General features: G+C 71.9%; 22 protein-coding genes and 1 pseudogene. 19 read left to right on the forward strand and 4 right to left on the reverse strand.

Translation table 11 applies throughout. The features are described 5' to 3' along the window. The first annotated feature begins 2 nt into the window (after positions 1–2). The 5 genes from tpiA (at position 3) to ACFXMF_RS01290 (ending at position 3,941) form a co-directional block, all read left to right on the forward strand. Positions 3–806 (forward strand): triose-phosphate isomerase, encoded by an 804-nt coding sequence (gene tpiA, locus ACFXMF_RS01270; RefSeq protein WP_360305232.1) that lies wholly within the window; start codon positions 3–5, stop codon positions 804–806. Positions 807–1,069: 263 nt separating this feature from the next. Then, positions 1,070–2,737 carry a hypothetical protein gene (locus ACFXMF_RS01275; RefSeq protein ID WP_360305234.1) on the forward strand — a complete coding sequence of 556 codons (1,668 nt, stop codon included), beginning with the start codon at positions 1,070–1,072 and terminating at the stop codon, positions 2,735–2,737. Continuing rightward, on the forward strand, positions 2,734–3,081 hold the full coding sequence (locus ACFXMF_RS01280) for a hypothetical protein (protein WP_360305236.1): 348 nt from the start codon (positions 2,734–2,736) through the stop codon (positions 3,079–3,081). Before ACFXMF_RS01275 ends, ACFXMF_RS01280 begins: the two co-directional genes overlap by 4 nt. Positions 3,082–3,207: 126 nt before the next feature. Then, positions 3,208–3,444: a preprotein translocase subunit SecG gene (gene secG, locus ACFXMF_RS01285; protein WP_026218871.1), complete on the forward strand. Its 237-nt coding sequence runs from the start codon at positions 3,208–3,210 to the stop codon at positions 3,442–3,444. Between the two features lie 209 nt (positions 3,445–3,653). Next, positions 3,654–3,941, forward strand: coding sequence for an RNA polymerase-binding protein RbpA (locus ACFXMF_RS01290; RefSeq protein ID WP_020553570.1), 288 nt, complete (start codon positions 3,654–3,656; stop codon positions 3,939–3,941). Between the two features lie 140 nt (positions 3,942–4,081). Here ACFXMF_RS01290 and ACFXMF_RS01295 read toward each other — a convergent pair whose 3' ends face one another. Further along, positions 4,082–5,446, reverse strand: coding sequence for a hypothetical protein (locus ACFXMF_RS01295; RefSeq protein WP_379988045.1), 1,365 nt, complete (start codon positions 5,444–5,446; stop codon positions 4,082–4,084). A gap of 317 nt (positions 5,447–5,763) precedes the next feature. Between ACFXMF_RS01295 and ACFXMF_RS01300 the strand changes: the two genes are divergently transcribed. Genes ACFXMF_RS01300 through ACFXMF_RS01310 form a run of 3 tightly spaced genes read left to right on the forward strand, consistent with a single transcriptional unit; the run spans position 5,764 to position 7,853 of the window. Next, a complete protein-coding gene (locus ACFXMF_RS01300; RefSeq protein ID WP_360305240.1) occupies positions 5,764–6,333 on the forward strand; it encodes a hypothetical protein in 570 nt (189 codons plus the stop codon). A 60-nt stretch (positions 6,334–6,393) separates the two neighbouring features. Next, positions 6,394–7,203, forward strand: a complete 810-nt coding sequence (locus ACFXMF_RS01305) for a MerR family transcriptional regulator (protein WP_379988044.1) — start codon at positions 6,394–6,396, stop codon at positions 7,201–7,203. A gap of 2 nt (positions 7,204–7,205) precedes the next feature. After that, positions 7,206–7,853 (forward strand): GyrI-like domain-containing protein, encoded by a 648-nt coding sequence (locus tag ACFXMF_RS01310; RefSeq protein ID WP_360305481.1) that lies wholly within the window; start codon positions 7,206–7,208, stop codon positions 7,851–7,853. A gap of 68 nt (positions 7,854–7,921) precedes the next feature. Here the strand turns inward: ACFXMF_RS01310 and ACFXMF_RS01315 are convergent, their stop codons facing one another. Beyond that, positions 7,922–8,281, reverse strand: a complete 360-nt coding sequence (locus tag ACFXMF_RS01315; protein WP_360305244.1) for a hypothetical protein — start codon at positions 8,279–8,281, stop codon at positions 7,922–7,924. Between the two features lie 124 nt (positions 8,282–8,405). Beyond that, the gene (locus ACFXMF_RS01320) at positions 8,406–9,350 is read right to left on the reverse strand and encodes a heme o synthase (RefSeq protein WP_360305246.1); all 945 of its coding nucleotides are present in this window, start codon (positions 9,348–9,350) and stop codon (positions 8,406–8,408) included. A 426-nt stretch (positions 9,351–9,776) separates the two neighbouring features. Here ACFXMF_RS01320 and tkt point away from each other — a divergent pair, with 426 nt between their 5' ends. The 6 genes from tkt (at position 9,777) to pgl (ending at position 18,418) form a co-directional block, all read left to right on the forward strand. Beyond that, on the forward strand, positions 9,777–11,867 hold the full coding sequence (gene tkt, locus ACFXMF_RS01325) for a transketolase (protein ID WP_360305248.1): 2,091 nt from the start codon (positions 9,777–9,779) through the stop codon (positions 11,865–11,867). Positions 11,868–11,993: 126 nt separating this feature from the next. After that, positions 11,994–13,106, forward strand: a complete 1,113-nt coding sequence (gene tal, locus ACFXMF_RS01330) for a transaldolase (RefSeq protein WP_360305250.1) — start codon at positions 11,994–11,996, stop codon at positions 13,104–13,106. Positions 13,107–13,285: 179 nt separating this feature from the next. After that, entirely contained in the window at positions 13,286–14,968 is a 1,683-nt protein-coding gene (locus ACFXMF_RS01335; protein ID WP_360305252.1) for a glucose-6-phosphate isomerase, read from the forward strand. Further along, a complete protein-coding gene (gene zwf / locus ACFXMF_RS01340) occupies positions 14,965–16,521 on the forward strand; it encodes a glucose-6-phosphate dehydrogenase (RefSeq protein WP_360305254.1) in 1,557 nt (518 codons plus the stop codon). Before ACFXMF_RS01335 ends, zwf begins: the two co-directional genes overlap by 4 nt. Beyond that, positions 16,518–17,666 carry a glucose-6-phosphate dehydrogenase assembly protein OpcA gene (gene opcA, locus ACFXMF_RS01345; RefSeq protein WP_360305256.1) on the forward strand — a complete coding sequence of 383 codons (1,149 nt, stop codon included), beginning with the start codon at positions 16,518–16,520 and terminating at the stop codon, positions 17,664–17,666. The genes zwf and opcA overlap by 4 nt, the downstream gene beginning before the upstream one ends. After that, positions 17,663–18,418 carry a 6-phosphogluconolactonase gene (pgl, locus tag ACFXMF_RS01350; RefSeq protein ID WP_379988043.1) on the forward strand — a complete coding sequence of 252 codons (756 nt, stop codon included), beginning with the start codon at positions 17,663–17,665 and terminating at the stop codon, positions 18,416–18,418. The genes opcA and pgl overlap by 4 nt, the downstream gene beginning before the upstream one ends. Before the next feature lie 113 nt (positions 18,419–18,531). Here pgl and map read toward each other — a convergent pair whose 3' ends face one another. Next, positions 18,532–19,296, reverse strand: a complete 765-nt coding sequence (map, locus tag ACFXMF_RS01355; RefSeq protein WP_379988042.1) for a type I methionyl aminopeptidase — start codon at positions 19,294–19,296, stop codon at positions 18,532–18,534. A gap of 66 nt (positions 19,297–19,362) precedes the next feature. Between map and ACFXMF_RS01360 the strand changes: the two genes are divergently transcribed. The 5 genes and pseudogenes from ACFXMF_RS01360 (at position 19,363) to egtD (ending at position 24,532) form a co-directional block, all read left to right on the forward strand. Next, positions 19,363–19,665: a helix-turn-helix transcriptional regulator gene (locus ACFXMF_RS01360; protein WP_360305259.1), complete on the forward strand. Its 303-nt coding sequence runs from the start codon at positions 19,363–19,365 to the stop codon at positions 19,663–19,665. A 354-nt stretch (positions 19,666–20,019) separates the two neighbouring features. Beyond that, the gene (egtA, locus tag ACFXMF_RS01365) at positions 20,020–21,270 is read left to right on the forward strand and encodes an ergothioneine biosynthesis glutamate--cysteine ligase EgtA (RefSeq protein WP_379988041.1); all 1,251 of its coding nucleotides are present in this window, start codon (positions 20,020–20,022) and stop codon (positions 21,268–21,270) included. Then, positions 21,267–22,712, forward strand: coding sequence for an ergothioneine biosynthesis protein EgtB (gene egtB / locus ACFXMF_RS01370; RefSeq protein WP_379988040.1), 1,446 nt, complete (start codon positions 21,267–21,269; stop codon positions 22,710–22,712). The genes egtA and egtB overlap by 4 nt, the downstream gene beginning before the upstream one ends. Further along, positions 22,712–23,434: pseudogene (gene egtC / locus ACFXMF_RS01375) on the forward strand (ergothioneine biosynthesis protein EgtC); the annotation flags it as partial. The gene egtB and the pseudogene egtC, both read left to right, overlap by 1 nt. 120 nt (positions 23,435–23,554) lie before the next feature. Next, positions 23,555–24,532 carry an L-histidine N(alpha)-methyltransferase gene (gene egtD / locus ACFXMF_RS01380; RefSeq protein WP_379988050.1) on the forward strand — a complete coding sequence of 326 codons (978 nt, stop codon included), beginning with the start codon at positions 23,555–23,557 and terminating at the stop codon, positions 24,530–24,532. Positions 24,533–24,602: the final 70 nt, after the last annotated feature.

The raw sequence follows: 24,602 nt of genomic DNA on the forward strand, positions 1-24,602 counted from the left end.
CGATGTCTGCGCTCAACGACAACACCGGCCGCATCCCGCTGATGGCGGGCAACTGGAAGATGAACCTCAACCACCTCGAGGCCATCTCCCTGGTGCAAAAGCTCGCGTTCACCCTGAACGACAAGGACTTCGACCGAGTCGAGGTCGCGGTGCTGCCGCCGTTCACCGATCTGCGCTCGGTGCAGACCATGGTCGACGCGGACAAGCTGCGCTTCAGCTACGGCGCGCAGGACATCTCGCAACACGAGGGCGGCGCCTACACCGGCGAGATCGCCGGGTCCATGCTCGCCAAACTGAACTGCACCTACGCGCTGGTCGGCCACTCCGAGCGGCGGCAGTACCACGCCGAGGACGACACCGTGGTGAACGCGAAGGCGCACGCCGCCTATCGCAGCGGCCTGGTGCCGATCGTGTGTGTCGGCGAGGGCCTGGACGTACGCAAGGCGGGCCGGCACGTGGCCCACACGCTCGCCCAGGTCGAGGGTGCGCTCAAGGGCATCACCGCCGAGCAGGCCGAGTCCGTGGTGATCGCGTACGAGCCGGTCTGGGCGATCGGCACCGGCGAGGTGGCCACGCCGGATGACGCGCAGGAGGTGTGCTCGGCGATCCGGGCCAAGCTCGCCGAGCTGTACTCGCCGGAACTCGCGGACCGGGTGCGGGTGTTGTACGGCGGTTCGATGAAGCCCGGCAACGTGGCCGGGCTGATGGCGCAGCCGGACGTGGACGGCGGCCTGGTCGGCGGGGCCTGCCTGGCCGCCGAGGAGTTCGCGCAGATCGTCCGCTACCAGGAGAAGAAGGCCGGCTGACGGCCGAGGCCGGTTGATCCGGGCATCACGAAAGGGCCCGGAGCGGGATGCCGCTCCGGGCCCTTTGCGATGCCCGGAACCGGTCGTCGCCGGCCGCCGGCCGGAATCGTTCGTTCCCCATAAACCCGGCGCAACTATTTCCATTCCGCTTGCCCCTCCCGTAACGGGTGACTGACCATAAGTCATCGCCAAGTGGCCGGTAGTCGCCCCTTCAGGGTGGATCGGCCGGCCGACCCCAGGGGGTCCGGGTGCCATTTCCAGACATGTCCAGAACCGGGGATACCGGTGCCACGCGATATCTGTGCACGGGCGCGGAGATCGACGAGCGGTTCGCCGCACGGGTGATCGAGGAGTTGTGGGAGAACGCGCACCGCGACCGGGCGCCGTCCTACGGATACAACGAACAGGCGGTCCTGGAGCATGCGTTGGCCGCGCGGCGGCGGCGCATCCTGCGCGACGTGATCGCGTTCCTGGTGCCGGCGGTGATGTTCCTGATCGGCTTCGGCTTCGCGCCCGGGTTGTTCTGGCTCGCGATCGTGGTCTTCGTCGGGTTGCTGACCGTGCGTTCGGGCGTCGCCGGCGGGGGTGGGGTGCGCGACTTTCGGACCCGGGCGGCGGCGCAGGTGTCCTGGGTGGCGGCGCTGCTGTTCGGGCTGATGTTGTACGTGGCGGGCGGGGACGGCGGCTTCCCGGCGATCGACACCCTCGCGGTGACCGTACTGCCGACCTACGCGGTCGTGGTCTTCGTGGTGTGGATCGAACGCATGCAGCAGCGCGCCACCGTGGTCTCGGATCTGGGGCCGGGGCGGAGCTGGGTGCCGACCCGGCCGCCCGCCGACGGGAGCGGGTACGCCGGGCCGGGGGGTTTGCAGGGGGCGTTGGCGGAGGTGCTGCCGCCGCGACCCACCCATGCGCCCCTCGCCTCGGACACGGTGTTCGTGCCCGCCGCGCCGCCGATCCCGTCCACGGTGCGCTACAGCGGCTACCTGCCGTTCGTCGGCGCCGGCGAACTGGTCGAGAGCTGGACCTTCCCGGTCGAGCTGCGCGGGGCCGAGCCGTCCGTGCTGGACGCGCCGCGCGAGGGCAAGCGGGCGAAGACGGCGTACACCCCGTTCACCGTCGACGAACTCACCGGCGCGATCTGCACGTCGTTCGAGGAGCTGGCCCGGTCCGAGGAGGGTCGGCACCGGCTGTCCGGGCTGAGCGTGCAGATGCACGAGTTCAGCAGCGGGGTGACCGGGGGGCCGGTGCCGCCGCCGGCCGAGGCCACCCGGCGCTACCTGTGCGTGCGGGTGGGCACGTGGTCGCAGGAGGTGGTGGTGTCGGTGCTGATCCGTTTCACGATGGACGGCCGACTGTTGTACACCGAACTGCACGAGCTGGTGCTGCCGCCGATCCGCCCGGACTTCCACGTGGCCGACGAGTGGCTGCACACCGCGGACGCGGCGACGTTGTGGGCGGCGCTGGGCCGCTCGCTGGTGGAGGCCCCGGGGGTGATGGTCTCCTCGGCGGGTCGGCTGATGCGGGTGTGGGCCTCGTGGTGGCGCCGGGCGGGCAATCTGCGGGCGGCCCACGAGCGCGCCGCGCGCAATCTGCCGGTGGACTGCGGCGCCCGGGCCTCGGTGCGCGAACTGGGCGCGTCGGCGAACTACGCCACGTTCTTCCAGAACTCGGACGCGGAGAAGTACCTCAAGCTGATCGAGCGCAAGTTCACCGTATTCGTGCTGGACTTCCTCCAGCGCAAGAACGTGGACGTGACCGAGTATCGCCAACGCAACGAAATGGTCCTGAACAACGGGATCATCCAGCACGTCTCCGGTGACCTGAACAACAGCGGCGCGATCGTCGCCGGCCGGGGCATCCAGGCGTCCGTACGAGGTTCCGGCGGAGCCGGATCGGGCGCACGATCGACAGCGGGAGGTACCACGTGAACAGCGCCGCATCCAACGACGAGGAAGCGGACGAGAGCGAGCCGCGTGGGAACGACGGGATCAGCCTGTCCGGCGGCCCGGTGAGCAACACCGGCGCGATCGTCGCCGGTGGTGACAACCAGGTCACCGTGCGCCGCACCGGGGCGGCCCGGGCCGCGCGCGGTTCCGCTTCCGGACATCCGCTGACCAGCACGGGTGCGCTGGTCGGCGGCAGCGGCCACCGGGTGGAGGTCGAGGACACCGGGGACGTCGAACCGGCCGACCCGGAGCCGGTCGGCGAACCGGGCGAGGGGCCGCACGGGCAGGCGTCGGAGGGGGAGCGGTCCGAGCCCGGTGGGCCGTAATAGTATGATCCGCCGGATTAGCCGAAGGGCCGTACGGCTCCCACTTGCGGGGCGCGGCAGCGTACTCTGTCCGATGGCCGGGAATCCCCGGCCCCCGCGTTCCGCCAGAAGGAGTTGGGCCCGGCCGTGGTCACCGGTTTCTCGATCGCCCTGATCGTCTTCAGCCTGCTCATGGTGCTGTTGGTGCTGCTGCACAAGGGCAAGGGCGGCGGCCTGTCCGACCTGTTCGGCGGCGGCATGTCCTCCTCGCTCGGCGGTTCGTCCGTCGTCGAGAAGAACCTCGACCGCATGACCATCATCGTCGGTGTGTGCTGGTTCGTGACGATCGTCGTACTCGGTCTGCTGCTCAAGAACACGTACTGACAGCGCCGGTTCGGCCGCTGTTTCCACCCGCGCGGTGGCCTTTCTGACGGACTGTCGGAAAAGGCCCACCGCTCGGTTCAACCTTGCGCGGGGCGCACGTACACTGGACGCCAAGCCGCGCAACGGGGGCGCGACCTCAAGGACCAAGGGGAGTTTTTACCGTGGCAAGTGGCAACGCCATCCGTGGGAGTCGGGTCGGCGCCGGCCCGATGGGGGAGGCAGAGCGCGGCGAAGCAGCCCCACGTCTCCGTATTTCTTTCTGGTGCGCGAACAAGCACGAGACGCAGCCGAGCTTCGCGACCGACGCTCAGGTCCCCGAGACGTGGGACTGCCCCCGCTGCGGCCTGCCTGCCGGGCAGGACCAGCACAACCCGCCGGACGCCCCGCGTACCGAGCCCTACAAGACGCACCTCGCCTACGTGCGCGAGCGTCGCAGCGATGCCGACGGCGAGGCGATCCTCGCCGAGGCGCTGGCGAAGCTGCGCGGCGAGCTCTGAGTTCGTGAGCTTCGACCCACCTGTGCGGCCGTAGGGCCGCGGTGGGCAGAGCCGCCGGGAGTCGCGACACACCTTCGGGTGTGTGGTGACGCCCGGCGGCTCTTTTCGTCGTCCTGCCGTGGGTTCGGGTATCCGCGTCGTCAGTCGCGGGCCGGCAGCGCCTCCTGCGGTTCGGGGCGGTGCACCCGGCGGCGGTCGGCCTGGTGCGGGAGCGGGCGTTGGCCGCGTTCGATCCAGGCGGGCAGTTCCTCGCCGGTGGCCGCCATCCAGCGGTTGCGGACCGCGTCGGGATCGGCGCGATGCGCCCGAACCAGGGTGTCCCCGGCCAGGTCGGAGACCCGGTCCAGGTTCAGCGCGGTGCCCACGCCCAGCGCCGCGGCGAGCGGCGGGACCGCGTCGGCGGGTCGGCCCGCCGCCACCAGGACGATGCCGTACAGCGCGTAGGTGACCGGGACTTCGGGACGGCGGGCCAGTACGGGGTCGGCCCGCACCCGTCTCGCCCGCAGCCGGACCGCCTCCTCCAGCGCGTCCACCGCCTCGTCGTGCGCGCCGCCGGCGCTGTGCAGCAGACCCAGGCTCTGCAGCGACGCGGCGAGTTCGTCCTCGCGGCGGCCGGCGGGCGCGTGCTCCGCGCTCGCGTAGCCGCGTCGCACCTCGACCGCCTCGCCGGCCAGCGCGATCGCCTCGGGGCCTCGGCCGAGCCGGGCGAGCAGGGTCGCGTGCCGCAGCAGCACGGCGGCCTGACGGGCCTGCGGCGGGCCGATCCCGAGCAGGCGTTCGGCCTCGGTGAAGGCCGCGAGCGCGGCGTCCGCGGCGCCGGTGGCGGCCAGTCGGCCGGCGAGTTCGTCCAGGGACAGGGCGAGTTCGGCGCGATGCCGCTCGGGGTTCTGCGCGGCGAGCGTGCGAAACAGTTGCACCGATTCGCGCAGCGCGCCCAGCGCGGCCGACTCGTCGCCGTGGTCGCCGAGCCGGGCGCCGAGTTCGCGCAGCGCCAGGGCGAGCAGCGGGCGGTGCGCGCGGTGGTCGAGCGCGGCCAGTCTGCGGGCGTGCTCGCAGGCGCTCGCGGCCACCTTGACCGCGTCCTCGGCCCGGCCGTCGGCCGCCAGCACGGCCGCGAACGCGCGCAGCCCGCCGACCAGTGCGGGGCCGTGTCGGCGGTGGTCCTTGCCGGCCAGCACACCCAGCATCCGCACCGCGGCGCGGGCGGGCGCCGCCGCGTCCGCGTGCCGACCGGCCCGGGTCAGTTGTTGGGCCTTCTCGGTGAGCATCCGCGCCCGGGTCGCCTCGGCGTCGTCGGACTCGGCCGGCGCGGCGGCGTTGCCACCCGGCGGATTCGATTCCGGTTCGGCCGGATCGCGCCCGTCCCGGCGGACGAATTCGACCAAGGGCGGCGCGGCGGGCGGGGGTTCGGGCATGGCTCGGCCCGGACACGGCGACTCCTGCTCGCGCCGGTGCCGGTATTCCTCCAGGTGACGCTCATGGCGCCGCAGCCATCCGAACCGCACGGGTCCCACCTCGCCTCTGGTCCCGAAGACCTCCGCGTGACGCTATCGCGAGCGGGCCGCCGACGGGGCCGAACGGGTACGGATCCGGCCACCGTCGGCTCGCCCGTTCGGTGACGGGATGTCGACCGAGCGCTATTTTGCCCCGCCCGATATACACCTTGAACTCCTCTTGACCTTACGCGTGTCGGTTGCCCGGTGAGCGACTTCCAAGATCGCTAATGTGTGCGGGTTCCATCGAAGTGCGGGCGCCTCGCGCCCGGCGTACAGGGGGTTCGATGTATTCGACGACTCGCAGGATGTCGGGTGGGATCACCGCCGTGACGGTCGCCGTGCTCGCGCTGGTCGCGTGCGACACGGACGACAAGGACAAGAAGGACACACCGAAGGCGGCCGACACACCGGCCGCCACGGCACCGGTGGTGGCACCCGCGCCGAGCGGTGCTCCCACCGCCTCCGGCCCGGCGCGTACCCAGGCGCCGAAGTCGGCCAAGCCGTCGGCCGGCGGCCAGAGCGCCGAACCCGGTGACGACTGCGGGCCGCCGCCCGCGGCCAAGGCCGGGCACAGGATCGTGTATCCGATCAAGGCGCCGGCCAAGGACTCGCTGTACTACAAGAACACCAAGTTCGTCTGCGACCCCAACGACGGCCACTACGAGGCGGTCGGCGCCGAGCAGACGCCGCTGGTGTTCGCGCCCAAGGCCACCGGCACACTGGTCGGCCCGCCGGCGAAGAAGGCGGAGTACCTCGGCCAGGTGTGGGACCACATCGACAAGTGCCTGTCCGGGCAGGGCGACGGCGCGAACTCGTGCTCGTCCTTCGGCGCGTACGACGTCACCCTGAACGCGGCCGGCCAGATCACCGACATCAGGGAGATCTTCCACTCCTGATCCGGGGCAACCGCCGCCTCGGCTGGACCCTCCCACCGAGGGAGGGTCCAGCATGACGGCATGCAGGAAGACGAACTGCTCACCATCGGCCGCTTCGCCCGGCTGTGTCGGCTGAGCGTCAAGCAACTACGGCACTACGACGACGTCGGGCTGTTGCGGCCCGAACGGGTGGATCGCGCCACCGGCTACCGCTATTACGCGACCGGCCAGGCCCGGGACGCGCTGACCGTCGCGCTGCTGCGCGAGATCGACGTGCCGTTGGCGGTGATCGCCGAGACCCTGGCCGCCCGGGGCACCGACCGCGCACTGGTGCTGCGGGCCGAGCGGGACCGGTTGGCCGAACGCATCGCGCGCGACCGCGAACGGCTGCACCTGCTGGACCGGTTGGCGGCGGACCGCGCGGGCGACCACGAGGTGACCACGACCCACGAGCCCGCACTGCGCCTGACCGCGGTCCGGGCCGGTTGCGGGCCCGCCGACCTGGGCGCGGCCACGGCGGCCTGCGTCACCCGGCTGCTCGGCGCACTCGCGGGCACGCCCTGGACGCCGCCGATCCGCGGCCTGTTCCCGCTCGACCTGGTCGAGGGCATGCGGATCGTGGTGGGCGTGCCGACCGGGACCGGGGACGACCCGCCGGGCACCGAGTCGTCCGTGCTGCCCGAGGGCACCGCCCTGACCACCGTGCATATCGGCCCCTACGCCCAACTGCCTTTGGCCTACCACGCGTTGCTCGGCCGGATGCACGCCGAGGGGCTGCGTGCGACCGGCCCCGCGCGGGAGGAATACCTGGTGACGCCGCACGAGGCCGACCCGGAGGACCTGACCACTCGGGTGTCGATCCCGATCGAGACCGAGAGGGCCGCCGCGTGAGCATGCCCAGGATCGACTTCAAGAAGACCCACGCGTCGTTGTACACCGCCTCGGCGACGCCGACCCTGCTGCGGGTGCCGGAACTGCCGTTCCTGGCCGTCGACGGGTGCGGCGATCCGGCCGGCGCGGACTACGCGGCGGCGGTCGAGGCGCTGTACGGCCTCGCGTACACGATCCGGTTCGCGCTCAAGGGCGCGGGCATCGTGGAGTATTCGGTACCGCCGTTGCAGGGCCGGTGGTGGACGGACGACCGCGGCGGGTTCGACCACGCCGTCGACCGGGCGCACTGGCACTGGACGATGTTGCTGATGCAGCCCGCACAGGCCGACGAAGCACTCGTGTGCGAGGCCCGCGTCCGGACGGCGAAGAAGAAACCGGCCGCGCCCGTCGACCGGGTGCAACTGCGCCGGATCGCCGAGGGGGAGTGCGCCCAGGTGCTGCACACCGGCCCGTACGACACGGAACACACCACCTTGGACCGGCTGTACACGTTCGTCGCCGCCGAGGGCCGCGAGCCGGCCGGTCTGCACCACGAGATCTACCTGGGCAACCCGGCCCGCACCGCGCCGGAGAAACTGCGCACGATCCTGCGCCACCCGGTGCGCCCGACAGCCGGCCCGAGCCGGCCGACCGGGATCTTGATCGGGTAGGGCGCCGCGCCGTATGCCGGGCGGCCGCCCAGGACGGAAGCGGCCCGGCGTACCGCGCCGTTGCCGCGTCAGCCCTGCGTGCCGCCCAGTTGCGTGCCCGCCATCCGGGACCACTCGTACTTCGTCGTGCGCACCTTGGCCGCGAGGTCGTTCGGGAACTCCTCGTGCAGCGTGACGCCCGCCGCGACGATGGCCGCCCGTGCGATGTCCGGGTTGCGTACGACCTGGTCGCCCCACGCCCCGTCGGTCCCGACGAGCACGATCCGGGTCGCGTCGCGCCCGACATACTCGACGATCGCGTCGCCCCCGCCGCCGTGCGCGGCGGTGAAGCGCTCGATGTGTTTGGCGATCCTGCGCACCTGTCGCTCGACCCGCGCATCCGGGGAACCCGGGTCCGGCGTGGCCGTCGTGGTCTCGGTGTCCGTCATGGCGCCCACATTACCGAGGGCACGTCACCGGATCCGAGCGAACGCGCGTGGTCCGGATCACGTCGCCCGGAACCGGCGGATCCGGATCGACGCCGGCGGGCCGCGGCCCGCGCGCCGGCCCGGATCAGAACAGCAGCGGGTCGACGGCCACCGCGATGAACAGGAGCGTCAGGTAGGTGATCGACCAGTGGAACAGCCGCATCTCCTTGAGCTTGCCGCCGGTGATCTCGGCCTTGGCCCGACGCTGGAGACCGTGCGCCTCCCACAACCACGCGATGCCCAACAGCGCCGCCGCGACCGGGTAGAGCGGCCCGGTGTCCGCGGCCGGCCACAGCAGCATCGAGACGCCGACCATGACCCAGCTGTAGATCACGATCTGGTTCGCCACGACCTTGTTGCCCGCCACCACCGGCAACATCGGCACACCGGCGTTGCTGTAGTCGTCGGAGAACTTCATCGACAGCGGCCAATAATGCGGCGGCGTCCAGAAGAAGATCACCGCGAACAACACCACGGGGGCCCAGTCCAGCGAATTGGTCACCGCGGTCCAGCCGATCAGCACCTGCATGCAGCCGGCGATACCGCCCCACACGATGTTCTGCGGCGTGCGCCGCTTCAGCAGCATCGTGTAGACGACCACGTAATAGAAGATCGCGAAGACCGAAAGCGCCGCGGACAGCGGATTGACCAGGAACCAGAACCATGTGGTGGAGACCACGCCCAGCACGCTCGCGAACACGATCGACTCGCGCGGCGACACCATCCCGGTGACCAGCGGCCGGCGTTCGGTGCGGTGCATCAGCCGGTCGATGTCCCGGTCGAGATACATGTTGAAGGCGTTCGCGCTGCCGGCCGAGAGGTAGCCGCCGAACACGACCAGGAGCACCAGACCCAGGTCCGGCAGGCCGTGTGCCGCGAGGAACATCACCGGGATCGTGCTGATCAGCAGCAGCTCGATGATGCGCGGCTTGGTGAGGGCCACGAAGGCGAGAATCCGGGCCATCGGCGGGCGGGCGCCGGCGGGCGCATTTCCCACCAGCCCGGCCGGTCGGGATTCGACGGCTGTCACGAACACCCCATCAGCAGCGTTTTCGGCCGGGCCCGGGTGCCACCCGGAAGCCGGTTTGCTCGTCAATATGTAAGCGGTATGCAAGCGGCGTCGGGACGTCGAGGCCCGGACCCACTAGCAGGAAACTGTAGTCCCTCACCAGGGGCACAAACCCTCCGGGGCATGCCCGCCGCACCGCCGGGTAGCCGAGACGAAGGTGCCGCACCTCCAGGCCCCGTGCCCACCGTGCGTCGCATCAGGTCCCGCGGGTAACTCCCGTCCTGTCCACAAGGCGAACGTCACCACCCGGGTGGGCGTCCTCCGAGCGAGGGACCGTGTCGCCCCCGGTAGGCTCGGCCACGTGCCTGAGGCGCCGGGGCGAAGGCCCCGACCCGGCCGCTTTTTTTCGGCCTATCCCGGAAAACCCCGGAAGGAGCCCTGAACAGGGTGAGCACCAAGCCGACCCCCGACAACAGCTCTCTCGACTGGAGCGACCTCGACAAGCGAGCCGTCGATACCGCTCGCGTGCTGGCGATGGACGCCGTTCAGAAGGTCGGTAACGGCCACCCCGGAACGGCCATGAGCCTGGCCCCGGCGGCATACCTCATCTGGCAGAAGTTCCTGCGCCACGACCCGACCGACCCGGACTGGACCGGTCGCGACCGCTTCGTGCTGTCCCCGGGTCACACCAGCCTGACCCTCTACACGCAGCTCTACCTGTCCGGCTACGGCCTGACCCTGGACGACCTCAAGTCGTTCCGCACCTGGGGCAGCCGCACCCCCGGCCACCCGGAGCACGGCCACACCACCGGCGTCGAGACCACCACCGGGCCGCTCGGCCAGGGCGTGGGCAACGCGGTCGGCATGGCGATGGCGGCCCGCTACGAGCGCGGCCTGTTCGACCCCGAGGCCGCCCCCGGTACCTCGCCGTTCGACCACACCATCTGGGTGATCGCCTCCGACGGCGACCTCGAGGAGGGCATCTCCGCCGAGGCCAGCTCGCTCGCCGGCCACCAGAAGCTGGGCAACCTCGTCGTGGTCTACGACGACAACCACATCTCGATCGAGGGCGACACCGAGACCGCGTTCAGCGAGGACGTCCTCGCCCGCTACGCGGCCTACGGCTGGCACACCATCCGGGTCGAGCCGCAGGCCAACGGCGACATCGACGTCGCGGCGCTGAACGCGGCGCTGGAGGCGGGCAAGGCGGAGACCGGCCGGCCGACCATGATCGGCATGCGCACGATCATCGCGTGGCCCGCGCCGAACGCGCAGAACACCGGCAAGTCGCACGGCTCGGCGCTCGGCGCCGAAGAGGTCGCGGCCACCAAGCGGGTGCTCGGCTTCGACCCGGAGCAGGACTTCGAGGTCGCCGACGACGTGCTCGCGCACGCCCGCAAGGTCGTCGACCGGGGCCGTGCCGCGCACGACGCGTGGAAGAGCGCGTTCGCCAAGTGGGCCGAGACCAACCCCGAGCGCGCCGCCGAGCACGCCCGGATCTCCGCCCGTCGGCTGCCCGACGGCTGGGAGAAGGTGCTGCCCGAGTTCGAGGCCGGCAAGCCGGTCGCGACCCGCAAGGCGTCCGGCAAGGTGCTCGCCGCGCTCGGCGAGGTCGTCCCGGAGCTGTGGGGCGGCTCGGCCGACCTCGCCGAATCCAACAACACCACCATCGACGAGGGCAGTTCGTTCCTGCCCGAGGGCAACCCGCTCAAGGGCGCGAACCCCTACGGCCGGACCGTGCACTGGGGCATCCGCGAGCACGCCATGGGCTCGACCATGAACGGCATCGCGCTGCACGGCGGGACGCGCATCTACGGCGGCACCTTCCTGGTGTTCAGCGACTACATGCGCCCGGCCGTGCGGCTGGCCGCGCTGATGAAGCTGCCCACCACCTACGTGTGGACGCACGACTCGATCGGTCTGGGCGAGGACGGCCCGACCCACCAGCCGATCGAGCACATCGCGGCGCTGCGCGCGATCCCCGGCCTGGACGTGGTCCGCCCGGCGGACGCCAACGAGGTCGCGGTGGCGTGGCGCAAGATCCTGGAGACCACCGACCGCCCGGCCGGCCTCCTGCTCACCCGCCAGGACGTACCGACCTGGGACCGCACCGAGTTCGGCCCGGCCGAGGGCACCGCGCGCGGTGGCTACGTGCTGGCCGAGGCGTCCAGCGGCACGCCGCAGGTGATCCTGATCGGCACCGGTTCCGAGGTGCAGATCGCGGTCGCGGCGCGCGAGGTCCTGGAGGCCGAGGGCGTGCCGACCCGGGTCGTCTCGCTGCCCTGCCTGGAGTGGTTCGAGGCGCAGGACCAGGCGTACCGCGAGCAGGTGCTGCCGCCGTCGGTCAAGGCGCGCGTGTCCGTCGAGGCGGGCATCGCGCAGGGCTGGCGCGAGCTGGTCGGCGACGCGGGCCGGATCGTCTCGCTGGAGCACTTCGGCGCTTCCGCGGACTACAAGAAGCTGTTCGCGGAGTTCGGGCTGACCCACGAGGCGGTCGTTTCGGCCGCCCGGGAATCCCTGGCGCACGCCGGTAGCTGAAGATCACGTAAGCCCACGGGCGGTGTCGGGTGGGAACACCCGCCCGGCACCGCCCGTGCCGGGCGCCGATCCGTCGCCCAAGAGGCAGCCGGACCCGGCCGCCGACTCGAGAAGGAGCCAATTGTCATGACGGAACCCCTGCGTCGCCTGTCCGCCGAGGGCGTGGCCGTATGGCTCGACGATCTGAGCCGGACGCGGCTGGAGTCCGGCAACCTGCACGAACTCGTCCGCGACCGCGAGGTCGTCGGCGTGACCACCAACCCGGCGATCTTCCAGAAGGCGATCACCGGCAACGACGTCTACGACGCCCAACTGCGCGACCTCGCGGTGCGCGGCGTGACCGTCGAAGAGGCCGTGCGGATGATCACCGCGGCCGACGTGCGCCAGGCCTGCGACGTGCTGCGTCCGGTCTACGACGCGACGAACGGTGTCGACGGCCGGGTGTCGATCGAGGTCGACCCGCGCCTCGCGCACAAGACCGAGCCGACCATCGCCGAGGCCCGCCAACTGTGGTGGCTGGTGGACCGGCCGAACCTGTTCATCAAGATCCCGGCGACCAAGGCCGGCCTGCCCGCGATCTCGCAGGCGCTCGCCGAGGGCATCAGCGTCAACGTCACGCTGATCTTCTCGCTGGCTCGCTACCGCGAGGTGATGGAGGCCTACGTCGAGGGCATCGAGCGCGCCCGCGCGGCCGGCCTGGACATCTCCGGGATCGAGTCCGTCGCGTCCTTCTTCGTGTCCCGGGTGGACACCGAGATCGACAAGCGGCTCAAGGCGCTCGGCACGGACGAGGCGAAGGCCGCGGCCGGCAAGGCCGCCGTCGCCAACGCGCGACTGGCCTACCAGGCGTACGAAGAGGTCTTCGGCACCGAGCGCTGGCAGGCCCTCGCCGCCGCCGGCGCCCGCCCGCAGCGCCCGCTGTGGGCCTCGACCGGCGTCAAGGACCCGGCGTACCGCGACACGATGTACGTGGACGACCTGGTCGTCAAGGGCGTCGTGAACACGATGCCCGAGGCCACCCTGGACGCCGTCGCCGACCACGGCGCCATCACCGGCGACACCGTGCACGGCACGTACGAGTCGGCGCAGGCCGACCTGGACGCGGTCGCCAAGCTCGGAATCTCCTACGACGAGGTCGTGGACCTGCTCGAAGAGGAGGGTGTCGAGAAGTTCGAGACCTCCTGGAACGAGCTGCTCGCGTCCGTGCAGGGCGAGTTGGATCGCCTCGCCAAGGGCTGACCGCCCCGCGGACCCACGACCGTGACACCCGGTCGGCCTCCCTCGCCGACCGGTGCAGCACCCATTCGTCCCGTCGCCGCCGCGGGTGACCCGTTCGGCGGCGACGAGACGGATACTCCACGCAATCAGGGCATGATTTCAGCACACTCCCACCCCATTAACAGGAGGGCTGACCGCCCGTGGTACACGCAAACGACGAACGCGTGACCGCCGGCGGCGTGGACGTCACCGTTTCCGGTGATCTATCGCACGCCGTCGCAGTCGCCGAAGTGCTCACCGCCTGCGTCGTGGACAAGGCGCCCGCGCGCCTGGTCGCCTCCGACGCCACGCTGTGGGGCCCGGAGGCCGAATCGCTGGCCGCGATCCGCCTGGGTTGGGTGGACCTGCCCGCCTCCTCGCGCGCGTTGCTGCCGCAACTGGCCGAACTGCGCGAGCGCCTGAGCGCCGAGGGCCTGGACCACGTGGTCCTGGCCGGCATGGGCGGCTCGTCGCTGGCGCCCGAGGTGATCACCGCCACCTACGGCAAGAAGCTCACCGTGCTGGACACCACGGACCCCGCCCAGGTCCGCCGCGCGCTCGGCGAGGACCTGGAGCGCACCGTCGTGGTCGTCTCCAGCAAGAGCGGCGGCACCGTGGAGACCGACAGCCACCGCCGCGCGTTCGAACAGGCGTTCCTGGACGAGGGCCTCACCAACGACCAACTGGCCGGCCGGATCGTGGTCGTCACCGACCCGGGCTCGCCGCTGGAGAACACCGCGCGCAACGCCGGCTACACGATCGTGCTCGCCGACCCCAACGTCGGCGGCCGCTATTCGGCGCTGACCGCGTTCGGCCTGGTGCCCAGCGCGCTGGCCGGCGTGGACGTCGAGCGACTCCTCGACGACGCCGCCGCGCTCGCCCCCGCGCTGGCCGGCGACCGGGACAACCCGGGCCTGCTGCTGGGCGTGGTGCTCGGCGCCGCCGCCAACCACGGCCGGGACAAGCTCGTGCTCGCCGACACCGGCGACATCGTCGGCTTCGGCGACTGGGCCGAGCAGTTGATCGCCGAGTCCACCGGCAAGCAGGGCCGCGGCATCCTGCCGGTCGTGGTCGAGGGTGTGGAGGCGCCCGGCTTCGACCACGCGGTGGGCGACGACGCGGTGCGTACCGTGATCGGCGACGAGGACATCGACCGGCTCAAGGCCGACCTGCGCGTCTCCGGTCCGCTGGGCGCGCAGTTGTTGTTGTGGGAGTACGCGACCGCGATCGCCGGTCGGGTGATCGGCATCGACCCGTTCGACCAGCCGAACGTGCAGGAATCCAAGGACAACACCGGCGCGTTGCTGACCCGCGCCGGCGACGACGGCCCGCTGCCGGTGGGCACCCCCGCCTTCGTCGACGGCGCGGTCGAGGTGCACGGCGACGCCGCGCTGCTCGACGGCGCGAGCGATCTGCCCGGTGCGCTGCGCGCGCTGCTCGCGACGGTGCCGGACCACGGCTACCTCGCGGTGATGGCCTACCTGGACCGGCTCGGCGACACCGACGCGCCCGGGCTGCGCCCGTTGCTGGCCGAGGCACTGGACGGGGAGCAGGTCACCTTCGGCTGGGCGCCCCGATTCCTGCACTCCACCGGCCAGTTCCACAAGGGCGGGCCCGCGGTCGGCGTGTTCCTCCAGATCACCGGCGCCAACGCCGAGGACCTGGACGTGCCGGCCAAGCCCTACAGCTTCGGCCGGCTGCAACTGGCCCAGGCGCTGGGCGACCTCGGCGCGATCACCTCGCGCGAGCGCCCGGTGCTGCGCCTGCACCTGACCGACCGCGCGGCCGGACTCGGGCAACTGCTCGACGCCGCCCGCGCCCTCGCGGACGGAGTGGCTCGATGAGCCCCAAAGCCGGCAAGCCCGAGCCGGCCGTGTGGCCGGAGAACCCGCTGCGCGACCCGCAGGACCGCCGACTCCCGCGCATCGCGGGCCCGTCCGGCCTGGTCATCTTCGGCGTCACCGGCGACCTGTCCCGCAAGAAGCTGATGCCGGCGATCTACGACCTGGCCAACCGCGGCCTGCTGCCGCCGGGCTTCGCGCTGACCGGGTTCGCCCGACGCGACTGGGAGAACCAGGACTTCGCCCAGGTCGTCTACGAGGCGGTCAAGGAACACGCGCGAACTCCCTTCCGGGAAGAGGTCTGGCAGCAGCTCTCCGAGGGATTCCGGTTCGTCCAGGGCGAGTTCGACGACGGCAAGGCGTTCGACCAGCTACGCCAGACGATCGACGAGCTGGACGAGCAGCAGGGCACCCAGGGCAACCACGCGTTCTACCTGTCGGTGCCGCCGAAGGCATTCCCCGAGGTGGTCCGCCAGCTCAAGGAGCACGGACTCGCCGACCCCAGGGCCGACTCGTGGCGCCGGGTGGTGATCGAGAAGCCGTTCGGGCACGACCTCAAGAGCGCGCGCGAGCTGAACAAGGTCGTCGACGAGGTCTTCCCGCCCGAGGCGGTCTTCCGGATCGACCACTACCTGGGCAAGGAAACCGTCCAGAACATCATGGCGTTGCGCTTCGCCAACACCATGTTCGAGCCGCTGTGGAACCGGTCGTACGTGGACCACGTGCAGATCACCATGGCCGAGGACATCGGCATCGGCGGCCGGGCCGGGTACTACGACGGCATCGGCGCCGCGCGCGACGTGATCCAGAACCACCTGCTGCAACTGCTCGCACTCACCGCGATGGAGGAGCCGGTCTCCTTCGACGCCGACTCGCTGGTGGCCGAGAAGCTCAAGGTGCTCAGCTCGGTCAAGCTGCCCGACGACCTGTCGCGCGGCACCGTCCGGGCCCAGTACACCCGCGGCTGGCAGGGCGGCGAACTGGCCAAGGGCTACCTCGAAGAGGACGGCATCCCGCCGGACTCGCGCACCGACACCTACGCCGCGATCAAGCTGGAGATCGCCAACCGGCGCTGGGCCGGCGTGCCGTTCTACCTGCGCGCGGGCAAGCGGCTCGGCCGCCGGGTCACCGAGATCGCGGTGGTCTTCCAGCGCGCGCCGCACCTGCCCTTCGACGCCACCGCGACCGAGGAACTGGGCCAGAACGCCCTGGTCATCCGGGTGCAGCCGGACGAGGGCATGACGGTGCGCTTCGGCTCCAAGGTGCCGGGCACCGCGATGGAGGTGCGCGACGTCAACATGGACTTCGCGTACGGCGAGTCGTTCACCGAGTCGAGCCCGGAGGCGTACGAGCGACTGCTGCTCGACGTGCTGCTCGGCGACGCGCCGCTGTTCCCCCGGCACGAGGAGGTCGAGCTGTCCTGGAAGATCCTCGACCCGATCGAGGAGCACTGGGCACAGCACGGCAAGCCCGAACCCTACGTGTCCGGGACCTGGGGTCCCGACGCGGCCGACGAGATGCTCGCACGTGACGGACGGAGCTGGCGCCGCCCATGATGATCGATCTGACGGACACCAAATCGAGCAAGATCAACGCCGCGCTGGTGGAGGCCCGCCGAGGAATGGGCAGCCCCACCCTCGGCATGGTGCTCACCCTGGTCATCGTCACCGACGAGGCCAACCAGTACGACGCGATGAAGGCCGCGAGCACGGCCGCCCGCGAGCACCCGTCCCGGATCCTGGTGGTGATCGGCCGGCCGGGAGCGGAGATCGCGCCGCGCCTGGACGCCGAGGTCCGGGTCGGCGACTCGGGCGTGGGCGAGACCGTACTGCTGCGCATGCATGGCGAGTTGGCCAACCACGCCGAGTCGGTGGTGTTGCCGCTGCTGCTGCCGGACGCGCCGGTCGTGGTGTGGTGGCCCGGACGCGCGCCGGAGGTGCCCAGCAAGGACCTGCTCGGTGCGCTGGCCACGCGGCGGGTGACCGACGCCGCCGCGCCGCCGCGCCGCGCCGATGTGCTGCGGCTGCGGGCGAGCGCGTACACGCCGGGTGACACCGACCTGGCCTGGACCCGGACCACGCCGTGGCGCAGCCTGCTGGCCGCGGCGCTGGACCAGAAGTACAGCCGGATCCTGCGCGCGAAGGTCGGCGCGAAGGCGGGCAACCCGAGCGCGGAACTGCTCGCGCTGTGGTTGACCGACCGCCTGGAGGTCGAGGTCGAGCGGACCGAGACCGGTGGTCCCGGGATCACCTCGGTGACGCTGGTGACCGAGGACGGCGAGATCGTGATCGACCGTCCGGACGGGATGATGGCGTCGTTGTCCTCGCCCGGCCAGCCGGACCGGGTGGTCGCGCTCAAGCGCCGCGAGGCATCCGACCTGGTCGCCGAGGAACTGCGCCGACTGGACCCGGACGATGTCTACGCGGCGACGCTGGCCCGCGCCGCGTTGGAGGCGGCCCGGGTGCCCTCCGCGGCCTCCTTCACGGAGCCGGCGGTGTCCCAGACGCCGGTGCAGGACGTGGAGCGGATCGAGGAGGGCGAGGCGCCGCGCCCTCGGGCGACCACGGACGTCGGTACGGCTCCGCCGCTCAAGCGCACGTCGAGCGCGGCGGCCGGCCGGCGGGTCGCCACCCGCAAGGCGGTCGACAAGGGCGAGGCCGCGCCGCGCGCCGGCCGGAAGAAGAAGGGCGACGGCGCGTGAGCGCTCACGGCCCGGTCCGGGTGCACGCCGACACGGCGCTGATGGCCAAGGCGGCCGCGACCGGCCTGATCCAGCGGGTCGCCGACGCCCAGGCCGAGTTCGACGTCGCGCACATCGTGCTCACCGGTGGGCGCAACGGCAACGCGTTGTTGCACGAGTTGTCGCTCACGCCCACGCTGGGCGCGATCGACTTCGATCGGCTGCACATCTGGTGGGGCGACGAGCGTTTCCTGCCGGCGGGTCACCCCGACCGCAACGAGACGCAGGCGCGCGAGGCGTTGCTGGACACGGTCCCGGTGTTGCCGGAGCTGGTGCACGCGATGCCGGCCAGTGACGGTCCGGACGGCGACGACGTGGACGCGGCGGCGCGGCGCTATGCGGCCGAACTGGCCGCCGCCGCGCCGGACGGCGCGGCGGTGCCGGCGTTCACGCTGGCCATGTTCGGGGTCGGCCCCGACACGCATGTGGCGTCGCTCTTCCCGGGCTTCGCCGCGACGGCGGAGTCGGTGCGCACGGTGGTCGCGGTTCGCGAGGCCCCCAAGCCGCCGCCGACCCGGATCACGCTGACCTTCCCGGCGATTCGAGCCGCCCACGAGGTGTGGCTGCTCGCGGCGGGCGAGGACAAGGCGGACGCGGTGGCGACGGCCCGGGCCTCCTCGGACGCGGCCGAGACCCCGGCGGCCGGGGCGTACGGCACCGGCGCGACGTTGTGGCTGCTGGATCGGGCGGCGGCGGCGAAGTTGCCCGAGTAGGTCGAAGCCTCCTCGGGGGCGGCGCGGTTACAGGGGGCGGGGCGGGGCCGCAGGGCCGCTGTCCCGCCCTTCGTACCTACGGGCCGGCGCGCTCCCGGTCCGCCGGGCGGGCGTCAACGGGTGAGGATCTCGGCTCCGTCCTCGGTGATGGCGACGGTGTGCTCGCTGTGTGCCGTCCGGCAGCCGGTCGCGCTTCGGAGCGTCCACCCGTCGGCATCGGTGACCAGCTCGGCGGTGTCCGCCATCACCCACGGCTCCAGGGCCAGCAGCAGCCCCGGGCGCAGCTTGTACCCGCGGCCGGGCCGCCCGGTGTTCGAAATGTGCGGGTCCTGGTGCATCGTCGATCCGATGCCGTGGCCGCCGAACTCGGTGTTGATCGGGTATCCCGCCGCACCGAGGACCGAGCCGATCGCGTGCGAGATGTCGCCGGTCCGAGCCCCGGGCCGGGCGGCGGCTATCCCCGCGCTCAACGCGCGTTCGGTCGCGTCGATCAGCGCGACGCTCTCCGGGGGCTTCGAGTCGCCCACGATGAAGCTGATCGCGGAGTCCGCCGCGACGCCGCCCAGCGAGACGGCGAGGTCGAGGGTCAACAGATCACCGTCGGCCAGCGCGTAGTCGTGGGGTAGTCCGTGCAGCACCGCGTCGTTGACGGCCGTGCAGATGTAGTGGCCGAACGGCCCGCGTCCGAAGGACGGCGCGTAGTCGACGTAGCAGGACTGCGCGCCGGCCTCGACGATCATGCGCTGCGTCCACCGGTCGATGTCCAGCAGGTTCGTGCCGACCGTGCAGCGGCTCCTCACGGTCCGCAGGATGTCGGCGACCAGGGCGCCGGTGTCCTTGGCCCGGGCCAGTTCGGCGCGGTTCAGGATCTCGATCATGGGGCGTCCTCCTTGCGTTTCCAATAACTATACCGGTCTAACTGTACCGGTATTAGAATCGGCGCCATGGTCAGATTGCCCCTTACTCCCGCGGAGGTCGAGCGCGGCGAACGCCTCGGCGCCCTGCTGCGTCGCGCCCGGGGAGAACGCTCGATGCTGGAGACCGCGCTCGACGCGGGTGTCTCGCCGGAGACCCTCCGCAAGATCGAGACGGGCCGCGTGGCGACCCCGGCCTTCCCGACCATCGCGGCGATCGCCGACGTCCTCGGCCTCTCCCTCGACGCGGTGTGGGCCGAGATCAACCCGCCCGAACATGGTGTCGCCCCGATCGGCTCCGGTCACACCGCAGGTGAGCGGTTGGCCTCGTAGGTCTCACTCGCGCGGCCGTATCGGCGGCGTCGTCGACGACGCCCCCGCGGAGGCGGCCGGCGGCCACCCCCGAGCGGCCCGCCCTGCGGTGCCGCCCTTCGGCGCGCCCGAAACCGCCCGCCGCCCCGCCGCCACCGAACGGCTGCGCGCGGATCGGCCCCGGACAACCGGTTCGTCTCGCCGGGGGGCGCGCGGGCGCCATCCGGGCGTGGTTCGGGCTTCACGGGGGTACGGGTGTTCCGGTCGCATTCGACGGGTACAGCAGAGCGGGAAAGTTACGTGAGGGACAAACTGGGGGCCATGTGTGGGACCGAACCCGGGGCCACACGATGGAGTGAGTGAAGGAGTGAAGCGATGGCTACCGCTCTGAAGGAGGACGACGCACAGGCCCACGTACACGGCGTGTGCTTCAAGACCGGCCCACCCGCACGGGTCGGGATCGAGTTGGAATGGATCGTGCACGACGGCGCCGACGCCCGCCGGGAGGTGGCGCCGGAGCGGCTGGACGAGGCCCTGGCCCCGCTGAAGGCGAAGGGGCCGCCGTTCGGCAGCAGGTTGACCCGTGAGCCGGGTGGGCAGGTCGAGCTGAGTTCACCGCCCGCCACATCGCTCGCCCGATGCGCCGAAGACCTCCGGGCCGACACGGCCGCCCTGGAGCAGGCGCTGGCCGCGAACGGACTGGTACTCGCCGGCCACGGCCTGGAGCCGTATCAGGACCCACCACGAGTGGTGGACCATCCCCGCTACCGGGCGATGGAGGCGTACTTCGACCGGGACGGCTCATGGGGCCGGATGATGATGCGCGGCACCGCGTCCGTGCAGGTCAACCTGGACGCGGGTGAGGAGGGCGACGGCCGCCGGGGTTATCGATCGCGGTGGGAACTGACCCACCGACTCGGCCCGGTACTGGTCGCCGCGTTCGCCAACTCGCCGCTGTGGCAGGGCAAACCGACCGGATGGCGGTCGACCCGACAACTCGTCTGGGCCCGGATGGACCCCGGCCGCACCCGGCCGCCGGGAGCACCGCCGGGAAGCGACCCCGATCCGCGCGCCGTCTGGGCGTGCTACGCACTGGACGCCCCGCTGCTGTGTGTACGCGGTGCTTCCGCGGACGGCTGGGCCGCACCCGAGGGGCTGACCTTCCGCTCCTGGCTGCGCGGCGCACCCGGTGTGCGCCCACCCACCCTGGAGGACCTCGACTACCACCTGACCACGCTCTTCCCGCCGGTTCGCCCGCGCGGTTGGCTGGAATTGCGGATGATCGACGCCCAGTGCGGTGACGACTGGGTCGTCCCCGCCGCCGTGGCCGCCACGCTGCTGGACGATCCCGCCGCGGCCGAGGCCGCGTGGGAGGCGACCGAGCCGCTGTGTCCGAACGGCTCGGCCGTACCGACCGACTCGCTCTGGAGCCGGGCCGCCCGACTCGGACCCGCCGATCCGGTACTCGGCAAGGCCGTTCGGGCCTGTTTCGCCGCCACCGAGAACGCCCTGGCCGACGCCGACGCCCCCGGCGCGCTCCGGGCGACCGTCGCCGAATTCACCCGGCGCTACGCCGAACGGGGCCGATGTCCCGCGGACGACCTGCTGGAAAGGACCGGACGATGAAGTCGTTGAAGCCATCGCAGCCGTCGAAGGCGTCGAAGCAGTCGAAGCGGTCCGGACCGGCGACGACCCGAGCCGCCCGGTCCACGGCGGCCACCGGGCCGATCGAGGCCCCCGTCGAACCCCCGCCCGCCGACCGCCGGTCGATAGCCGCGGCCGCGCTGACCCGGGCCCGGCACCGCACGCTGGCCCTGACCGACTGCCTGACCGACAAGGAACTGGCCGCGCAGCACTCCCCGTTGATGTCACCCCTGGTCTGGGACCTGGCGCACATCGGCAACCAGGAGGAGCTGTGGCTGGTCCGCCGCGCGGGAGGCGAACCCGCGCTGCGCCCGGACCTGGACCCGCTCTACGACGCGTTCCGACACCCGCGCGCGGATCGGCCCGCGTTGCCGCTGCTCGATCCCGAGCAGGCCCGGGAGTACGTCGGCCGGGTGCGCGAACTCGCGGCACGCGTACTGGAATCCGCCGATCTGGGCACCGGCGGCGATCCGCTGCTGGCCGACGGATTCGTGTTCGGCATGCTCGCCCAGCACGAACAGCAGCACGACGAGACCATGCTGGCGACCCACCAACTCCGACTCGGTGAGCCGGTGTTGCACGCCCCCGCACCCCCCGGGGCGACCGACGCCGACACCCTGGCGAGCGAAGTCCTGATCCCGGCGGGCCCGTTCGAGATGGGTACGGACACCGATCCGTGGGCGTTGGACAACGAACGACCCGCGCACGTCGTGGACGTACCGGAGTTCTGGTTGGACACCGTGCCGGTGAGCAACGGGGACTACCTGGAGTTCATCGCCGACGGCGGCTATGCCGAGTCCCGCTGGTGGAGTCCGGAGGGCCTGCGCCATCGACGGGAGGCCGACCTCACCGCCCCGCTGTTCTGGCATCGGGACGGCGACACGTGGCTGCGCCGACGGTTCGGCCGTGTCGAGCCGGTGCCGCTGGACGAGCCGGTCCTGCACGTGTGCTGGTACGAGGCCGACGCCTACGCCCGCTGGGCCGGCCGGCGATTGCCGACCGAGGCCGAGTGGGAGAAGGCGGCCCGGCACGATCCGGCCGCGGGGCGCTCGCGGCGGTTTCCGTGGGGCGACGCGGAGCCCACCCCCGAGCACGCCAACCTGGGCCAACGGCACCTGCGACCGGCGGCCGCCGGCGCGTACCCGGCGGGCGCCGCGGCCTGTGGGGCCCGGCAGTTGCTGGGCGACGTCTGGGAGTGGACCGCCTCGGACTTCCTGCCCTACCCCGGGTTCGCGGCGTTCCCGTACCGGGAGTACTCCGAGGTGTTCTTCGGCCCCGGACACAAGGTGCTGCGCGGCGGCGCGTTCGGGGTCGACGAAGTGGTCGCCCGGGGCACGTTCCGCAACTGGGACCTGCCGATTCGTCGGCAGATCTTCGCCGGCTTCCGGACCGCCCGCGACGCGGCTCCCCGGGACGGCCGCTGATGTGCCGTCATCTGGCCTATCTGGGCCCGGAGGTCACCCTCGCCGAGGTGCTGGTCGACCCGGCGCACGGCCTCTACGAGCAGTCCTGGGCGCCGCGTCGGCAGCGGTACGGGACGGTCAACGTGGACGGCTTCGGCTTCGGCTGGTATCCGGGCGGGCCGGCCGCGTCGGAGCAGCCCACCGGCGCGGCCGAGGCCGCTGTGGACGTCGAACCCGCCCGCTACCGGCGCGCGTTGCCGATCTGGGCCGACCCGAACCTGCCCGATCTGGCCCGCACCGTGCGCAGCGGCGCGTTCCTGGCCGCCGTGCGCAGCGCGACCGCCGGGACCAGTGCCGACGCCGCCGCGGCGGCGCCGTTCCGGGACGGCCGCTGGTTGTTCAGCCACAACGGCGCGATCCCGGACTGGACCAGGTTGCCGATCGGGCCCGCGCTCGATCCGGCCGACCTGCTGGCCCTGGAGACCCGGTGCGACTCGGCACTGCTGTGGGCCATGCTCGCGCGCCGCATCCGCCGGCGCGAGCCCGTCGGCGGGGCGGTGAGCGCGCTGGTCCGCCAGATCGCCGAGGTGCGTCCGGGCGCCCGGCTCAACCTGCTGCTCACCGACGGCGGCACCGTCTTCGCGACCCGATACGGGGACACCCTCTGGTACCGCACCGCCCCCGGGCGGGTCCTGGTGGCCTCCGAGCCCGACGAGAACACCGGCGACGGTTGGGGCCGGTGGTGCGAGGTACCCGAACACTCGCTCCTCCTGGCCACCCGCAGCGGTGTCCGCATCGCCGCGATCCGCCCGGTCCGGGCCGTCGCCGCACGTCCGTCATCCGCCCCACAGGAACGGCGTCCCATGAACAGCCGCTTCACCCTCGATCACCGGCTGCCCGCCGACTACTTCGACAGCACCCTGCGCGCCGACGTGCTCCGGGGCCTGACGGCGCCGAGCAAGTCGCTGCCACCGAAATGGTTCTACGACGCGCGCGGCAGCGAGTTGTTCGAGGAGATCACCCACCTGCCCGAGTACTACCCCACCCGCGCCGAACAGGAGATCCTCACCCGGCGCGCCGCCGAGATCGCCGCCGTCACCCGGGCGCACACCCTGATCGAGCTCGGCTCCGGCTCCTCCCGCAAGACCCGGCTGCTCCTGGACGCGCTCACCGCCGCCGGCACGCTGGACCGCTATGTGCCGCTGGACGTGAGCGACTCGGCGCTGATCCAGGCCGGCGAGGCGCTGTGTCGGGACTACCCGGCACTGCGGGTCGCGGCCACGGTCACCGATTTCGAACACGACCTGGCCCTGGCCGACGAACCCGGCCCGCGCCTGCTCAGCTTCCTGGGCAGCACGCTCGGCAACCTCGACCCGGCCCAGCGCACGGACTTCTACCGCATCCTGCGCCGCGCCCTGAGCGCCGACGACACCCTGCTGCTCGGCGTCGACCTGGTCAAGGACCCGGACGTGCTGGTGGCCGCCTACGACGACAGCCAGGGCGTCACCGCCGCCTTCAACAAGAACGTGCTGCACGTGCTCAACCGCGAACTCGACGCCGACTTCGACCCCGACGCCTACGACCATGTCGCCCTGTGGAACGCCGAGGCGGAGCGGATCGAGATGCACCTGCGCTCGCGCGTCGACCAGACCGTCAAGATCCCGGTCGTCGACCTCTCCGTCGACTTCGCCGGCGGCGAACTCCTGCGTACCGAGATCTCCACCAAGTTCCGCCACGAGGCCCTGCTCGTCGAACTGGCCGACGCGGGCTTCACCGTCCGCCAGTGGTGGACCGACACCCGCAACCGCTTCGCACTCCTGCTGGCGGTGCCCAGCCGCTGACCGACGTTCGCCCGGCGAACGGCAGCCGGGGCCGTTCGCCCGGCGAACGCCCGCCCGCGCGTGAGCCCCG

Source organism: Embleya sp. NPDC059213 (genome assembly GCF_042754445.1).
Taxonomy (GTDB): domain Bacteria; phylum Actinomycetota; class Actinomycetes; order Streptomycetales; family Streptomycetaceae; genus Embleya.

Excerpts from the sequence above, each read along its gene's own strand:
- opcA (WP_360305256.1), top strand. The coding sequence starts at position 16,518 with ATGATGATCGATCTGACGGACACCAAATCGAGCAAGATCAACGCCGCG.
- egtB (WP_379988040.1), top strand. The coding sequence starts at position 21,267 with ATGAAGTCGTTGAAGCCATCGCAGCCGTCGAAGGCGTCGAAGCAGTCG.
- zwf (WP_360305254.1), top strand. The coding sequence starts at position 14,965 with ATGAGCCCCAAAGCCGGCAAGCCCGAGCCGGCCGTGTGGCCGGAGAAC.
- map (WP_379988042.1), bottom strand. The coding sequence starts at position 19,296 with ATGATCGAGATCCTGAACCGCGCCGAACTGGCCCGGGCCAAGGACACC.
- ACFXMF_RS01275 (WP_360305234.1), top strand. The coding sequence starts at position 1,070 with ATGTCCAGAACCGGGGATACCGGTGCCACGCGATATCTGTGCACGGGC.
- egtA (WP_379988041.1), top strand. The coding sequence starts at position 20,020 with ATGGCTACCGCTCTGAAGGAGGACGACGCACAGGCCCACGTACACGGC.
- ACFXMF_RS01360 (WP_360305259.1), top strand. The coding sequence starts at position 19,363 with ATGGTCAGATTGCCCCTTACTCCCGCGGAGGTCGAGCGCGGCGAACGC.
- ACFXMF_RS01290 (WP_020553570.1), top strand. The coding sequence starts at position 3,654 with ATGGGGGAGGCAGAGCGCGGCGAAGCAGCCCCACGTCTCCGTATTTCT.
- tpiA (WP_360305232.1), top strand. The coding sequence starts at position 3 with ATGTCTGCGCTCAACGACAACACCGGCCGCATCCCGCTGATGGCGGGC.
- egtD (WP_379988050.1), top strand. The coding sequence starts at position 23,555 with ATGAACAGCCGCTTCACCCTCGATCACCGGCTGCCCGCCGACTACTTC.
- ACFXMF_RS01305 (WP_379988044.1), top strand. The coding sequence starts at position 6,394 with ATGCAGGAAGACGAACTGCTCACCATCGGCCGCTTCGCCCGGCTGTGT.
- tal (WP_360305250.1), top strand. The coding sequence starts at position 11,994 with ATGACGGAACCCCTGCGTCGCCTGTCCGCCGAGGGCGTGGCCGTATGG.
- ACFXMF_RS01310 (WP_360305481.1), top strand. The coding sequence starts at position 7,206 with ATGCCCAGGATCGACTTCAAGAAGACCCACGCGTCGTTGTACACCGCC.
- ACFXMF_RS01315 (WP_360305244.1), bottom strand. The coding sequence starts at position 8,281 with ATGACGGACACCGAGACCACGACGGCCACGCCGGACCCGGGTTCCCCG.